At 71.1% G+C, this 15,163-nt stretch carries 11 protein-coding genes; 5 read left to right on the plus strand and 6 right to left on the minus strand.

Annotated features, from left to right (window positions below; genetic code table 11):
* Nucleotides 1–18 precede the first annotated feature (18 nt).
* Nucleotides 19–798 (minus strand): sporulation protein, encoded by a 780-nt coding sequence (locus AB0A63_RS34935; RefSeq protein ID WP_360398985.1) that lies wholly within the window; start codon nt 796–798, stop codon nt 19–21.
* A 179-nt stretch (nt 799–977) separates the two neighbouring features.
* Here AB0A63_RS34935 and AB0A63_RS34940 point away from each other — a divergent pair, with 179 nt between their 5' ends.
* The 3 genes from AB0A63_RS34940 to secA2 all read left to right on the plus strand — a co-directional run bounded on the left by AB0A63_RS34940 (nt 978) and on the right by secA2 (nt 7,593).
* Nucleotides 978–3,902: a carboxyl transferase domain-containing protein gene (locus AB0A63_RS34940; protein WP_360398988.1), complete on the plus strand. Its 2,925-nt coding sequence runs from the start codon at nt 978–980 to the stop codon at nt 3,900–3,902.
* An 11-nt stretch (nt 3,903–3,913) separates the two neighbouring features.
* Nucleotides 3,914–5,212: an MFS transporter gene (locus tag AB0A63_RS34945; protein WP_360398991.1), complete on the plus strand. Its 1,299-nt coding sequence runs from the start codon at nt 3,914–3,916 to the stop codon at nt 5,210–5,212.
* Between the two features lie 95 nt (nt 5,213–5,307).
* Nucleotides 5,308–7,593, plus strand: a complete 2,286-nt coding sequence (secA2, locus tag AB0A63_RS34950) for an accessory Sec system translocase SecA2 (protein WP_360398994.1) — start codon at nt 5,308–5,310, stop codon at nt 7,591–7,593.
* Between the two features lie 117 nt (nt 7,594–7,710).
* Here the strand turns inward: secA2 and AB0A63_RS34955 are convergent, their stop codons facing one another.
* From AB0A63_RS34955 to AB0A63_RS34975, 5 genes are all read right to left on the minus strand, one after another.
* The gene (locus AB0A63_RS34955) at nt 7,711–8,022 is read right to left on the minus strand and encodes a hypothetical protein (RefSeq protein ID WP_360399279.1); all 312 of its coding nucleotides are present in this window, start codon (nt 8,020–8,022) and stop codon (nt 7,711–7,713) included.
* Nucleotides 8,023–8,065: 43 nt separating this feature from the next.
* Nucleotides 8,066–9,178, minus strand: a complete 1,113-nt coding sequence (locus tag AB0A63_RS34960; protein ID WP_360398997.1) for an aromatic ring-hydroxylating dioxygenase subunit alpha — start codon at nt 9,176–9,178, stop codon at nt 8,066–8,068.
* A complete protein-coding gene (solA, locus tag AB0A63_RS34965; protein WP_360399000.1) occupies nt 9,175–10,275 on the minus strand; it encodes an N-methyl-L-tryptophan oxidase in 1,101 nt (366 codons plus the stop codon). The genes AB0A63_RS34960 and solA overlap by 4 nt, the downstream gene beginning before the upstream one ends.
* On the minus strand, nt 10,272–12,635 hold the full coding sequence (locus AB0A63_RS34970; RefSeq protein ID WP_360399003.1) for an FAD-dependent oxidoreductase: 2,364 nt from the start codon (nt 12,633–12,635) through the stop codon (nt 10,272–10,274). Before AB0A63_RS34970 ends, solA begins: the two co-directional genes overlap by 4 nt.
* A 191-nt stretch (nt 12,636–12,826) precedes the next feature.
* The gene (locus AB0A63_RS34975; protein ID WP_360399006.1) at nt 12,827–13,597 is read right to left on the minus strand and encodes an IclR family transcriptional regulator; all 771 of its coding nucleotides are present in this window, start codon (nt 13,595–13,597) and stop codon (nt 12,827–12,829) included.
* Between the two features lie 119 nt (nt 13,598–13,716).
* Here AB0A63_RS34975 and AB0A63_RS34980 point away from each other — a divergent pair, with 119 nt between their 5' ends.
* Nucleotides 13,717–14,037 (plus strand): bifunctional 3-phenylpropionate/cinnamic acid dioxygenase ferredoxin subunit, encoded by a 321-nt coding sequence (locus AB0A63_RS34980; protein WP_360399009.1) that lies wholly within the window; start codon nt 13,717–13,719, stop codon nt 14,035–14,037.
* Nucleotides 14,034–15,134 (plus strand): FAD-dependent oxidoreductase, encoded by a 1,101-nt coding sequence (locus AB0A63_RS34985; RefSeq protein WP_360399012.1) that lies wholly within the window; start codon nt 14,034–14,036, stop codon nt 15,132–15,134. The genes AB0A63_RS34980 and AB0A63_RS34985 overlap by 4 nt, the downstream gene beginning before the upstream one ends.
* The last annotated feature ends 29 nt before the right edge of the window (nt 15,135–15,163 follow it).

Genomic DNA, 15,163 nt, shown 5'->3' on the forward strand with positions numbered 1-15,163 from the left:
CCTTTCGGCCCTATCGGGTTACCAGCGGCTGCCGGAGACCTGGCTCATCCACTGGGTGATGGTGGCGGTCCAGTCGGTGCCCACCGACTGCTCGTGCGTGACGGCGAACCGGCCGTAGGCGTCGCCGCCGGCGCGCAGCAGACCGGCGCGCTTGTCGGCCTCCAGGATCACGTGCAGGTGCTGCGGGGTAGTGACGAAGGTCAGCTCGACCTGCTTGAGGCGGCCCGCGAACTGCGGCGGCGGGTAGAACTCGATCTCCTGGTAGAACGGCAGCGTCTGCGGCACGCCGTGGATGCGGCCGCGCTCGTTGTCGGCCTTGGTGAAGCGGAAGCCCATCTGCCCGAACGCCTGCAGCACCACGTCCTGCGAGGGCAGCGGGTGCACCCAGATCGGGTCGAGGTCGCCGGGGTCGACCGCGCCGCGGACCTCCAACTCGGTGCGCAGGCCCAGCTGCATGCCCGCGAGCTGCATGCCGCCGACGACGTTCAGCGGGCACTCGACCGGCACCGGGATCTGGAACGGCAGCGACAGGTTCTGGTGCGGCTGCGCCAGGATGCGCTGGCCCACGGAGAACTTGTGGAACTCCATGTTGGTGTTGTACTCGTTGTCGCCGCTCTCGACCTCGACGCGGGTGAGCAGCGCCAGCGTCACGTGGTCGATCTCGGCCGGGTGGTCGCCACCGGCGATCCTGACCTCACCGCTCAGCACCTCGCCCGGCCGGACGTTCGGGTTGGTCAGGACCGTGTCGACAGTCGGCCCGCCCACGCCGAACGCGCGCATCATCCTCTTGAACACCACTGCGGCCTCCTGAAGCCCTTCGCACCTGTGCGGCGAGTCTGCCTGCTGGATCGTCCGTTCGCGCCGAACCGTTCCGTGGACGTCCCATTCCCCCGATCGGTTCCGTGTGGACTTCTGTTGACCTCAGATGGCAACATGCGACCGCCGTCACATACTAAGCGGTCGCTCAGGAGGTTGCAGTGCTGTTGGTCGCCAACCGGGGCGAGGTCGCCGTGCGCGTCCTGCGCGCCGCCGCTGACCTGGGAATCCGCACCGTGGCGGTGTACGCCGAGGACGACGCGTCGTCGCTGCACGTGACGCTCGCGGACCGGGCCGTCGCGCTGCGTGGACCGGCCCCCTACCTGGACGCCGAGCAGCTCCTCGACGCCGCTGAGGGCTGCCGGGCCGTGCACCCCGGCTGGGGGTTCCTGTCGGAGAACGCGGCGTTCGCACGGGCGTGCCGGGACCGCGGCCTCGCGTTCGTCGGGCCGTCACCGGAGGTGCTGGAGCTGCTGGGCGACAAGCGGCGGGCCCGCGAGCTGGCCGCGTCGCTGGGCATCCCGGTGCTGGACGCGGTGCCCGGCGAGTTCCCGGTGATGGTGAAGGCCGTCGCGGGCGGCGGTGGCAAGGGCATGCGGGCGGTGCACGACCCGGCGGACCTCGACGCCGCGATCGAGGCGTGCCGTGCGGAGGCGCTGGCGGCGTTCGGCGACGACGACGTCTACTTCGAACGGTTGCTGCCCTCCGCACGGCACATCGAGGTGCAGCTGGTCGGCACCGCGGTCCTCGGCGACCGCGACTGCTCGCTGCAGCTGCGGCACCAGAAGGTCGCCGAGATCGCCCCCGCGCCGCTGCTCGACCCCGCACTGCGCCGGGCGCTGCACTCCGCGGCGGCCGCGATCGCCACCGCCGCCGGGTACACCGGCGTCGGCACGGTGGAGTTCCTGGTCTCCGGCGACGAGTTCGCGTTCCTGGAGGTCAACCCGCGGCTGCAGGTCGAGCACACGGTGACCGAGATGGTGTCCGGAGTGGACCTCGTGCGCACCCAGCTGCTGCTGGCGCAGGGCGGCGACGTCGACGTCACGCCGCTGGACCGGGGCAGCGCCGTGCAGCTGCGGGTGAACCAGACCTCCGGCGGGACGCTGTCGGTGTTCCAGCCGCCGTCCGGGCCGGGCATCCGGGTCGACACGCACGCCTACCCCGGCTACCGGGTCGGGACGCGCTACGACGGGCTGCTCGCGAAGCTCGTGGTGCACGGCGAGGACCTGGGCGTGGCGCTCACCCGTGCACGGCGGGCGCTGGGCGAGTTCCGGGTCGAGGGCGTCCCGACCAACCTGGAGTTCCTGCGGACGCTGCTGACCCGCGACGTCGTCGGCGTGCCGACCGACTTCCTCGTCGAGGAACCGGCCGATGGCATGCGGGCCCCGCTGGCGGGGACCGTGGTCGCGGTGGCGGCGGACTCCGTCGTGCTCGAAGCGATGAAGATGCAGCACGTCGTGCGCGTGTCCGGCGAGGTGCTGGTCGCCGTCGGGGACACGGTCGCCGCCGGTCAGCCGCTCGCCTCCGGCGCCGGTGAGTCCGCTGAGGACGCCGCACCGGCTGACCCGGCGGAGATCCGGCCCGACCTCGCCGAGGTGCTGCACCGGCACTCCTTCGACCGGCCCGAGTCCGCGGCACGGCGGCACGCGGCCGGTGGCCGCACCGCACGGGAGAACATCGCCGACCTCTGCACGGACTTCGTCGAGTACGGCGGTCTGGCGATCGCCGCCCAACGCGCGCGCCGGTCGTTGCCCGAGCTCATCGAACGCACGCCCGCCGACGGCATGGTGGCCGGCATCGGTGTCGTGAACGGGCAGCGGATCGTGGCGATGTCGTACGACTACGCGGTGCTCGCCGGTACCCAGGGCCTGCGCAACCACCAGAAGAAAGACCGGCTCTTCGCGTTGGCACGGCAGGAGAACCTGCCGGTGGTGCTGTTCGCCGAAGGCGGTGGCGGGCGGCCCGGCGACACCGACCACAGCATGGTCAGCGGGCTCGACTGCGGCTCGTTCCACGCGTTCGCGCAGCTGAGCGGCCAGGTGCCGCTGGTGGGCGTGGTCGCGGGGCGGTGCTTCGCCGGCAACGCGGTGCTGCTGGGCACGTGCGACGTGATCATCGCGGTCGAGGGCGCGAACATCGGCATGGGCGGCCCCGCGATGATCGAGGGCGGCGGGCTCGGCACGTTCCGCCCGGAGGACATCGGGCCGTTGGACGTGCAGGTGCCCAACGGTGTCGTCGACGTCGTGGTCGGCTCCGAAGAAGAAGCCGTCGCCGTGGCCCGCCAGTACCTCTCGTACTTCCAGGGACACCAGTCGTCGTGGGAGTGCGCGGACCAGCGCCTGCTGCGCCACGCCGTCCCGGAGAACCGCCTGCGCGCCTACGACGTGCGCCCGATCATCGACACCCTCGCCGACACCGGCTCCGTCCTGGAACTGCGCAGGGGCTTCGGCAGGGGCGTCGTCACCGCGCTCGTCCGCGTCGAGGGCCGTCCGCTCGGCGTCATCGCCAACGACCCGCACGTCCTCGGTGGCGCCATCGACGCCGACGCCGCCGACAAGGCCGCCCGCTTCCTGCAGCTGTGCGACGCGTTCGACCTCGCCGTCGTGAGCCTCTGCGACACCCCCGGCTTCATGGTCGGCCCGGACGCCGAGCGCACCGCCACCGTCCGGCACCTCACCCGCATGGTCGTCACGGGCGCGAACCTGTCCGTCCCCTTCGGACTCGTCGTGACCCGCAAGGCCTACGGGCTCGGCGCCCAGGCCATGGCCGCGGGCAGCCTCAAGGTCCCCCAGTTCGCCGTCTCCTGGCCCACCGGTGAGTTCGGCCCCATGGGCCTCGAAGGGGCGGTGAAGCTCGGGTTCAGGCGCGAGCTCGACGCCATCGAGGACCCGCAGGAACGCGCCGCGCGCTACGACCACATGGTCGCGGCGGCGTACGAACACGGCAAAGCGCTCAACGTCGCGTCGGTCTTCGAGATCGACGACGTGATCGACCCCGCGGACACCCGCCGGTGGGTCGCGACGGCGCTCGCCCCCTCAGCTTCCCGCCCCCAAGGGAAGAAACGCCCGTTCGTGGACACCTGGTGAGGAGCACCCCCGTGGTCAGTGTCGCCCCGGAACAGAAGACCTTGCGCAGGCTCATGGCAGCCGGTCTGGCCGGATCCAGCATCGAGTGGTACGACTTCTTCATCTACGCGACCGCGGCAGCGCTCGTCTTCCCGAAGCTGTTCTTCCCGGAAGCGACGCCGCTGGTCGCGCTGCTGCTGTCGTTCAGCACCTTCTGGGCGGGCTTCGTCGCCCGCCCCATCGGCGGCCTGGTCTTCGGGCACGTCGGTGACCGGTTCGGCCGCAAGCCGGCGCTGGTCATCTGCCTCGCCATGATGGCCGGTGCCACGTTCCTGATCGGCCTGCTGCCGACCTCGGCCAGCATCGGCGTCGGCGCTCCCCTGCTGCTCGTCGTGCTGCGGTTCCTGCAGGGCATCGCCGTCGGCGGCCAGTGGGGCGGTGTCGTCCTGCTGCTCACCGAGTCCGCAGGACCGCGCCGCCGCGGGTTCGCGGGCACGTTCGGGCAGGCCGGTGTGCCGATCGGCGTGTTCCTCGGCAACGTCGCCTTCATCGCCGCCACCACGACGATGAGCCAGGAGGCGTTCGCCTCGTGGGGCTGGCGCGTGCCGTTCCTCGCGAGCGCCCTGCTGTTCCCGGTCGTGCTGTTCATCCAGCTCAAGGTCGAGGACAGCCCGGTGTTCCGCGAACTGCAGCAACGCCGCGCCGCCGGTCCCGCCGTCGTCCACGCTCCCCTGAAGGAGGCCCTGCGCTCGCACCGCAGGCAGATCCTGCTCGGCGCCGGCCTGATGTTCGCCTCGAACGCCATCTTCTACGTCTCGATCGCGGGCGTGCTGTCGTACGCGACCACGACGCTGGGGCTGGCGCGCGAGTCCGTGCTGATGGTGAGCCTGCTGTCCTCGCTCGTCGGCATCCCGGTGATCCTCTACGCCGGTGCGCTGTCGGACCGGCTGGGCCGCCGCCCGCTGATCATCGCGGGCACGGTCGGCATGCTCGTCTGGGCGTTCCCGTACTTCCTGCTGGTCGACACGGGCTCGCTGCTGTGGATGTTCGTGGCCACGACCGTCGGCGGCATCGCGACCTCGCTGGTCTACGGGCCGATCGCCGCCTACCTGGGTGAGCTGTTCGCGCCCGAGGTCCGCTACTCGGGCGCGTCGCTGGCATACCAGCTGGCGTCGATCCTGGTCAGCGGCGGTACGCCGGTCATCATGACGGCGCTGCTGGGCGCGACCGGGACCTCGCTGTCGGTGTCGGCGTTCCTGCTGCTCATGGCGGTGGTGACACTGGTGTCGGTGCTGCGGCTGCCGGAGACGCACCAACCGGAACAGGCCTGATCACGGCTGTGGAGGCCCGGATGAACCCGACAATCCGGGCCTTCACAGTCAAGACCTCTGCGGAACCTCGCGGCAATGCCGTACGTTGCTGCGTCGTGACCACTCTCATGGCGCGCTTCAAGCAGCGGATGCGCCGGTTCGCGCAGAAACCGGCGTCGATCGACCTCGCACCGTTCTCGGCCCGGCTCGCTGACGTGGACAAACACGCCGAGGCGTTCAAGGCGTTCAGCGACGAGGAGCTGACGGCCCACGCCGTGAAGCTGCGCGAGGAGTGCACCGACACCGAGCTGGTCGCGCTGACCAGGGAGGCCGCGGACCGCGCCATCGGGCAGCGGCCGTTCGACGTGCAGGTGCTGGGCGCGCTGGGCCTGCTCAACGGCCTCGTCGTCGAGATGGCCACCGGTGAGGGCAAGACGCTCGCCGGCGCCATGGCCGCGGCCGGGTTCGCGATCAAGGGCAAGCGCGTCCACGTGGTCAGCGTCAACGACTACCTGGCCCAGCGCGACGCCGAGTGGATGGGGCCGCTGTACCGGCTGCTCGGCGTCAGCGCCGGGTGGCTCAACGGCAGCTCCAAGCACGAGGAGCGGCGCGACGCCTACCAGTGCGAGGTCACGTACGCACCGGTCAGCGAGATCGGGTTCGACATCCTGCGCGACCGCATCGCCACCCGGCCGGAGGACCTGATCGTCCCCGAGCCCGAGGTCGCGCTGATCGACGAGGCCGACTCGGTGCTCGTCGACGAGGCCCGCGTGCCGCTCGTGCTGGCCGGTTCGACCAGCGCGGAGGCCGCCGACCCGGTGATCGCCGACCTGGTGAAGCGGCTGCGGCAGAACCTGCACTACGAGATCGACGACGAGGAGCGCAACGTCTTCCTCACCGGCGCGGGCTCCGAGGCCGTCGAGCGCGCGCTGGGCGAGATCGACCTGTACTCGCAGGAGCACGTCACCTCGACGCTGTCGAAGGTCAACGTGGCCCTGCACGCGCAGGTCCTGCTGCACCGCGACGTCGACTACATCGTGCGCGACGGCAAGGTGCACCTGATCAACGACACCCGCGGCCGCGTCGCGAAGCTGCAGCGGTGGCCGGACGGCCTGCAGGCCGCGGTCGAGGCCAAGGAGAACGTGCAGACGACCGAGTCGGGCGAGATCCTCGACTCGATGACCGTGCAGGCGCTGCTGTCGCGGTACCCGACGCGGTGCGGCATGACCGGCACGGCCGTGGCGGTCGCGGAGACCCTGCGCGAGTTCTACTCGCTCGAGGTCCTCGTGATCCCGCCGAACAAGGAGAACATCCGCGAGGACGAGCACTTCCGCCTCTACGCGACGCTGGAGCAGAAGGAAGCCGCGATCGTCGAGGAGATCAAGACCGCGCACGAGAGCGGGCGCCCGATCCTCGTCGGCACGCTCGACGTCGCCGAGTCGGAGCGGATCTCCACGAAGCTGCGCAAGGCCGGGCTCGAGTGCGTGGTGCTGAACGCGAAGAACGACGCCGAGGAGGCGGCGATCATCGCCGACGCCGGCTCGTTCGGGCGCATCACCGTGTCGACGCAGATGGCCGGTCGCGGCACCGACATCCGCCTGGGCGGTCACGAGGGCGAGGACCACGACCGCATCGCCGAGCTGGGCGGCCTGTACGTGGTCGGCACCGGCCGGCACTCGTCCTCCCGCCTCGACGACCAGCTGCGCGGCCGCGCCGGACGCCAGGGCGACCCCGGTGGCTCGGTGTTCTTCTCGTCACTGCAGGACGACCTCATCACCCAGTACGCGCCCGACGCCGAGGACCCGTCCGAAGTGGACACCGACGGCCGGGTGCGCGACAAGGGACTGCTGCACACCTTCGAGCACGCCCAGCGCGTGGCCGAGGGCGTGGACCTGGAGATCCACCGCAACACGTGGCGCTACAACAAGCTGATCGAGCACCAGCGCGACCTGCTGCTCAAGCACCGGGACGTGGTGCTGCGCACGGACGCCGCGTTCGAGAAGCTCGGCGAGAAGGAGGGCGCGCCCGACGAGATCGCGGCGGAGGCGGCGCGCGGGATCACGCTGTTCTTCCTCGACGACCTGTGGACGCACCACCTGACGTTCCTGTCCGACCTGCGCGAGGGCATCCACCTGCGCGCGCTGGCGCGGCAGAACCCGCTCGACGAGTTCCACCGCGAGGCCATCCCGGCGTTCAACAAGATCGTGCCGGAGTCGTGGGAGCTCGCGAAGGAGAAGTACGAGGCAGCGAAGATCACCGACGACGGCTACGACCTCGCCGACGCCGGGGTGAAGCGCCCCAGCTCGACGTGGACGTACCTGGTGCACGACAACCCGTTCGGCTCCGGGCTGGAGGAGACGATGAAGGGTCTGGTCAAGATGGTGCGCGGCCAGCGGCGCTGACCGTCACGGGCCGGACCGTCACGAGCAGGACCGTCGCTGCCCGGCCGTGACGGTCCGACGGTCGCGGCTCGACCGTCACGGTCCGATCATCGCGGCTCGACCGTGCCGGTCCGATCGTCACGATCTGGGCAGCAGGTCGTCGGCCGCCCTGGCGGGCCTGGGCAGTTCCTCGGCCCGCGTGACCGCCCTCGCCGGGGTGGCCGCGGGTTTGGCCGCCACCGCGGGCGCGGCCGTGCTCCTGCTCGCCGTCGTCATCTCCTCGGAGAGCGTCCTGATCTCCGCGAGGATGTCGAGGTGCTCCTGCGACGGCGGTGGTCCCACGAAGTTGGACCTGTTGTGCGCCGTCCGTTCCGCTCGCTCGGCCAGTTGGCGGATGCGGCGGAGGAGATCGTGCTCCCCGTTGGGGGGCAAGAAGTCCGTCTGCTCCATCACCCGTGCAAGCTTTCGCGTGCACGGGTGACCAGTCGATCCCCTAGTCGGCTGATTCCAGTTTGCGGAGGAGCCAGGCGTGGAAGTCGCCGATGTGGTGCTCGGAGGGCACCAGCACTCCGCCCTGCGCGTAGGCCTTCGAGGCCATGGCGGGCTGGCATCGCTCGCAGGCTTCGAAGTCCTGCTCGTTCACCCGGTGGAACAGCTCGACCGAGCGGGAGACGTCACGGCCGGTGGCGACGACTTCCTTGGCGTAGAGCCAATCGCACTCCACGACCGTCCGGTCCGCGGCCATCGGGTACATGCGGTGCACGATCACGTGGTCCGGCACGAGGTTCACGAAGACCTGCGGTTTGACGGTGATGGCGTAGTACTTCCGGTCGCGTTCCTCCTCCAGCGCCGCAAGCCTTGCGAAGCCCTCACCACCGTCGACGGTGAACCCCTGGACGTCCTCGCCGAACTCGGCGCCGTGGCCGACGTAGTACTGCGCCGCGTAGCCGTCGGCGAACTCGGGCAGCACCTCGGTCAGCTCGGGGTGGATGGTCGCGCAGTGGTAGCACTCCATGAAGTTCTCGATGATCAGCTTCCAGTTGGCCCTGACGTCGTAGACGATCCGCCTGCCCACGGACAACCGGTCGACCTCGTAGCCGTCGATGGCGTCGAGTGACCCCAAACGTTCGGTCACCGCGCTCAGCACGTCGTCCTCGAACCTCGGAGGACTGTCCGAAAGGTTCACCCACACGTAGCCGAGCCATTCGCGCAAATGCACCTTCGTCAGTCCATACGCAACGCGATCGACGTCGGGCATTGAGGTGAGGTTGGGTGCGGCGATCAGGTTTCCGTCCAACGCGTAGGTCCAGGCGTGGTAAGGGCACTGGAACGCGCGTTTGACGCTGCCGGCCTCCTCGACGCAGATGCGCGCGCCGCGGTGGCGGCACACGTTGAGGAACGCGTTGAGCGCACCGCGGCGGTCGCGTGCGACGAGCACGCTCTCCCGTCCGACCTGCACCGTGCGGAAGTCGCCGGCGTCCGGGAGGTCGGCCGCGCGGACCGCGCAGAACCACATGCGCTCGAAGATGGCCGTCTGTTCCCGTTCGAAGATCGCGGGATCGGTGTAGTAGCGGCCCTCCAGCGTGGGGATCAGGCTGCCGGTCATGCTCCGCCTCTCAGACGCGCCGGGTCGAACAGGGCGATCGGGTGCCTCGTCGCACCCTCGGCTGCGAGGTCGGCGACGATCTCGCCGACCACCGGCACGAACTTGAAGCCGTGCCCGGAGAACCCGCACGCCACCGTGACGCCGCCCTGGCGCGCGATCACGAAGTGGCCGTCGGCGGTGTTGGTGAACATGCAGGTGGACGCCCGGTCGAAGGTGCCGGTGACACCGGGCATCCGGTCGGCGACCAGCGCCCTGGCCGCCTCGACCTCGTCGTCGTGGACGGTGCGGTCGATGGTCTCCGGCGTGCAGGACCGGCCTTCGCCGTAGATGGCGACCTTGACGGTGCCGCCGCGTTCGGGGAAGCCGTAGAACGTGCGGCCGGCGCGTTCCCAGATGTAGGTGGGGTGGTCACGGAGGTCCGCGGTGGGGCGGAAGAAGTGCTGCACCTGTCGTTCGACCTCGAACGTGACGCCCAGGTGCGCCAGCAGCCGCGGCGCCCACGGTCCCGGTGCGAGGACGACGTGACCGGTCTCGTAGGTGCCCTTCGCGGTGGTGACGCGGCCGGCCTCCCAGCGGGTCACCGGTTCCGCGAAGCGCAGCTCGGCGCCCGCCCGTGCGGCGAGGTCGAGGTGGGCGCGCACGGCGCTCTCCGGCACGACGTAGCCCGCTCCGGGTTCGTGCAGCGCGACCTCGTGCGGGTGTGGCCGCATCACCGGGAAGCGCCGGCGGATGTCGTGCGCGTCCAGCACCTCGTGCCGCAGGCCGTACTGCTCGGCGCTGCGCCGGCTGCCCGCGACGGTGCGGCTGTCCGGTGCGCCGACGAGGACGCCGCCGACCCGGTGGAAGATCCGCTGCCCGCTGTCGTGCTCGACCCGGTCCCACAGCTCGTGCGCGCGCAGCAGCAACGGGACGTAGGCCGGGTCCTCGAAGTAGGCCTGCCGCGTGATCCGCGACTCGCCGTGGCTGGAGCCCCGTGCGTGCACGGGCGCGAACTGCTCGAGCCCCAGCACCCGGAGTCCGCGCCGGGCCAGGTGCCAGGCCGCGGCGCTGCCCATGCCGCCGAGCCCGACCACGACGACGTCGTAGGTGCCGCTCACCCGCGCAGCCGCTTCATCCCGGGGTCGAACAGCGGCTCCGGCACCGGCCGCGCGCGCACCCTGGAGCCGAAGTACTCGATCTCGACCTCGCCGACGCCCTCGGGCAGCCACGCGTAGGCGATGTTGACGCCCGTCGTGTACCCGTAGGCCGCGCTCGTGACGTACCCGACCGGCTCACCGCCGTGGAACACCGGCTCGCTGCCCATGACGACCTGGTGCGGGTCGTCGATCGCGAGACACGTGAGCTTCCGGTCGCTGGAACGCTTCCCGAGCGCCTCCTTGCCGAGGAAGTCCTCGTCCTCGCGCACCGCGAACCCGAGGCCCGCCTCGAACGGGTCGTGCTCGTCGGTGACGTCGGTGCCCCACGACCGGTAGCCCTTCTCCAGCCGCAGGCTCGCGAACGCCCCGCGCCCGGCCGCGATCACGCCGTGCTCCCGCCCCGCCTCCCACAGCGTGTCCCACAGCGTCACGCCGAGGTCGGCCGTCGTGTACAGCTCCCAGCCCAGTTCGCCCACATAGGACAGTCGCAGCGCGGTCACCGGCACGTTCTTGACGAACCCCCGTTGCGCGGTGAAGTAGCCCTTCCCGGTGTCGAGCGTGTGCGCGACGCCGTTGAGCAGGTCGCGTGCCCTGGGTCCCCACAGGCCGATGCAGCACGTTCCCGCCGTGATGTCCCGGACGTGGACGTCGTCCGGTGCGTGCCGGGTGAGCCACGCCAGGTCGAGGTTGCCGTTGGCGCCGACCTGGAAGGTGGTCTCGTCGAGCCGCGCGACCGTGAGGTCGCTGCGCACACCGCCGGTCTCGTCGAGCAGCAACGTGTACACGACTGCGCCCGGTTTGCGCCGGAGGTTGTTGGTCGTCATGCGCTGCAGGAACTCCAGCGCGCCCGGCCCGCTGACCTCCAGCCGCTTCAACGGGGTCATGTCGAACATCGCCACGCGCCTGCGCGTCACCAGGGCCTCGGCGCCGCAGATCGGCGACCAGTACCGGCTCGCCCACTCGCCGCGCTCCGGGACCTCCGCGACCTCGGGCAGGTCCGCGTTGGCCTCGAACCAGTGCGGCCGCTCCCAGCCGGCGGCTTCGAGGAAGAACGCGCCCAGCTCCCGGTGCCGCGCGTAGAAGGGGCTCGTCCGCAGCGGCCGGGGGCTCTCCACGGGCTGCAGCGGGTGCAGCACGTCGTAGACCTCGGTGAAGTTCCGGCAGCTGCGCTCCAGCACGTAGTCCGGCGCCAGCTGCACCTGCTCGAACCGGCCGAGGTCGCTGGCGTGCAGGTCGAGCCGCGGCTGCCCGTCGACGATCCACTCGGCCACCGACCGCGCCACCCCGGCCGAGTGCGTGATCCACACCGCCTCCGCGACCCAGAACCCGCGCACCCGCGGGTGCTCCCCCAGCAGCGGCATCCCGTCGCTGGTGAACGAGAACAGCCCGTTGAACCCGCGCTGGACCCCCGCCTCGGCCAGTGCCGGGAACAGCTCGACCGCGGCCTCCCACGACGGCGCGAAGTCCTCCTCGGTGAACGGCAGCTCCGAGCCGGTGATGTCCCCGGCGGCGATCGGCATGGGCCGGTGCCCGTAGGCCCCGATGCCCAGCGCCCGGCCGTGCGAGCGGAAGTACAGGTCGGCTTCCTGGTGCCGCAGGATCGGCTGCCGCGCCAATGCCCGCGGGTCGGCGGCCAGCTCACCGGTGAAGGCGTACTGGTGCGCCATCGGCACGAGCGGGACGGTCAGCCCGACCATCTCCCCCAGCACCGGCCCCCACATCCCGGCGCACGACACCACGACGTCGGCCGGGAAGGCGCCGCTCTCGGTCCGCACCGCGGTCACCCGGTCGCCGGAGGTCTCGACGGCGACGACCCGCTGCCCGTACTCGAACCGCGCGCCCCGCTCGACCGCCCTCCGCGCCTGTACCTCGGCGGCGGCAACGGGTCTCGCGAGACCGTCGCTCGGGATCAGGAAGCCGCCGAGGACCTGGTCGTGGTCGAGCAACGGGTGCAGGCGCGCCACCTCGCCGGCGTCGACGAGCCGGCTCGGCACGCCCCACGCCGTGGCCCAGCCGTGCCGGCGGGACAGGTCGGCGAGCCGCTCGGGGGTCGTGGCGATCTCCAGGCCGCCGACCTGGTCGAAGCAGCCCAGCGCGGTGTACTTCTCGACCGTGTAGCGGGCGAACGCGGTCATGCTGCGGCAGGGGTTCGTCTGGAACACCAGGCCCGGTGCGTGGCCGCTGGACCCGCCCGCCGCGGGCCCGTCCGCCTGGTCGAGGACCGTGACGTCGGTGAAACCGCGTTCGGTGAGCTCGTCGGCGAGCGCGCACCCGACGATCCCCGCCCCCACGAGCACCACGCGAGGCACTGCACCAGGCATCAGGACACCCCTTCGCCGCTGTTGCGCGTCACAGAACTCGTTCCGCTATATGCAACAAGCTGCGGCCAGCGGGACCGCCTGTCAATACCGCCGTTCGTGCCGCGGGCGTGTGCCGGACCGTGAAAACGGGCGGCAGCGGTGCTGTTGACCTCGGTTGGCGCGGCACCCACGCCGAACGCTTACGGACCCGCTCAGCCCGCGAAGTAGCCGAGCTGCGCCGACAGACCGGCCGCGGCCGCCGACATCGTCGGGACGATCTCCCGCACCCGGTGCCGCGACAACCGGTACGACGGCCCGGACGCGCTCATCGCCGCGACCACCTCGCCGCGGTGGCCGCGCACCGGGACCGCGACCGCGTGCAGGCCGAGCTCCAGCTCCTCGAAGCACACCGCGAACCCCTGCCGTGCGACCTCGTCGAGCTCGGCCAGCAGGCGAACGGGGTCGACCACGGTGTTCTCGGTGTAGGGGTCGAGGTCCTGCGCGGCCAGCCGCGTGCGCTCGGCCTCCGGCAGGTGGGCCAGGAGGATCTTGCCGGACGAGGTGGCGTGCAACGGGGTCCGCCGGCCGATCCAGTTCACCGCCGAGACGGCGGCGGAACCGCGGGCCTGGGTGGTGTTGATGGCGACGCCGGCGTCGTGCACGGCGATGTTCACGGTCTCGCCGAGCTCGTCGGCGAGGGCCTGGCAGACGGGCTGGCCGAGCTTGGTGAGGTCCATCCGGCCGGTGGCGGCGCCCGCGAGCCGGACCACGCCGAAGCCGATCGCGTACTTGCCGCGTTCCCCCAGCTGCTCGACCAGTCCGCGGGCCTCCAGGACGGAGACGAGCCTCGACACCGTGGACTTGTGCACGCCCAGCTCACCCGCGATCTCGGTGATCCCGGCCTCGCCCTGGGCCAGCAGCTCCAGCACGCTGATCGCCCGGTCGACGGACTGCACCTGAGCTGCCGAGTCGGAGTTGCCCATCGCGCAACAGTAACCGGGAAGCAAAACACCCGGCCGAAGTCTTGACGACGAGTCGGCGGAGCCGGACATTGTGTTGCGTCATTCGGAACGCGTTTCGCTTCACGCAACGGAGGCCGACGATGATCCGCGCCTGCGCTCTCACGGACCTGCCCCCAGGAGAGGCGGTGCGCATCGTCGGCCCTCATGCGCCGATCGCCGTCTTCAACGCCGACGGCACCCTGTACGCCATCGACGACACCTGCACCCACCAGGACGCCTCCCTCAGCGAGGGGTGGCTGGAGGGGTGCCTCGTCGAGTGCCCGCTGCACGCCGCGTCCTTCGACCTTCGCACGGGCGAGCCCACGTGTCTGCCCGCCAAACGACCGGTGAGGACCTACCCCGTTCGCGTGGAGGATGGTGAGGTCTATGTCGATGTCGAGGTGAACAGGGACGTGGCGTGAGGACGATCGCGATCATCGGTGCTTCGCTGGCCGGTCTGAGGTCGGCGCAGGCACTGCGCAGGCAGGGGTTCGACGGACGGGTCGTCGTGGTGGGTGACGAGGTGCACCTGCCCTACGACCGGCCGCCGTTGTCGAAGGACTTCCTGCTGGGCAAGTGCGAGGCGGTGCCGCTGGCCGACCAGGAGGACCTGGACGAGCTCGGTGCGGAATGGCGGCTCGGCGTGCGGGCCACGGGGCTGTCCGCGGGCGAAGTCTCACTCAGCGACGGCACCACCGTCGCCGCCGACGGGTTCGTCATCGCCACCGGCGGTGTCGCGCGCACGATGCCGGGCACGCACGTCCTGCGCACCCTCGACGACGCGACCCGGCTGCGCGACGCGTTCGCCGGCGCGCAGCACGTCGGCATCATCGGCGCCGGGTTCATCGGCGCGGAGATCGCGTCGAGCGCCCGTGCGCTCGGCAAGGAGGTCACGGTCGTCGAGGCGCTGCCGACGCCGTTGACCCGCGTGCTGGGACCGGAGATGGGCGCCGCGTGCGGGCAGCTGCACGGCGACCACGGATCAACGTTGATCACCGGCGTCAACGTTGAGTCGGTCAACGTTGACGGCGGGATCAAGCTCGCCGACGGCCGGCTCGTCGGCGCCGACGTCGTCGTCGCGGGCATCGGAGCCCGCCCGGCGACCGACTGGCTCGCCGGTGGCCCGGTCGACCTGAACAACGGCGTCGCGTGCGACGCGGGCGGCGTGACGAACCTCCGCAACGTCGTCGCCGTCGGGGACGTCGCCAACTGCGCGGGGCACCGCGCCGAGCACTGGACGTCGGCCACCGAGCAGGCGCAGGTCGCCGTCCGCAACCTGCTCGCGGGCGAGACCGTCGCCACGCACGCCAACGGCGGCTACGTGTGGTCGGACCAGTACGGCGTGCGGATCCAGTTCGCCGGACGAGCGACGAACGTCGTTCGCGTCGAAGACGGGTCCATCGAGGACCGGAAGTTCGTCGCGACCTACCGGGACGACCGTGACGAGGACGCGGTCGTCGGTGTCCTGGCCATGAGCAACGCCCGGCTCTTCACCCGATTCCGCCGGGATCTCCGGTAGAGACGGTTGTCACGGTTTGACCGCCGCCG

This window comes from Lentzea sp. NPDC042327 (genome assembly GCF_040647275.1).
Classification (GTDB): domain Bacteria; phylum Actinomycetota; class Actinomycetes; order Mycobacteriales; family Pseudonocardiaceae; genus Lentzea.

Excerpts from the sequence above, each read along its gene's own strand:
- AB0A63_RS34955 (WP_360399279.1), bottom strand. The coding sequence starts at position 8,022 with ATGGAGCAGACGGACTTCTTGCCCCCCAACGGGGAGCACGATCTCCTC.
- AB0A63_RS34960 (WP_360398997.1), bottom strand. The coding sequence starts at position 9,178 with ATGACCGGCAGCCTGATCCCCACGCTGGAGGGCCGCTACTACACCGAT.
- AB0A63_RS34970 (WP_360399003.1), bottom strand. The coding sequence starts at position 12,635 with ATGCCTGGTGCAGTGCCTCGCGTGGTGCTCGTGGGGGCGGGGATCGTC.
- AB0A63_RS34975 (WP_360399006.1), bottom strand. The coding sequence starts at position 13,597 with ATGGGCAACTCCGACTCGGCAGCTCAGGTGCAGTCCGTCGACCGGGCG.
- AB0A63_RS34980 (WP_360399009.1), top strand. The coding sequence starts at position 13,717 with ATGATCCGCGCCTGCGCTCTCACGGACCTGCCCCCAGGAGAGGCGGTG.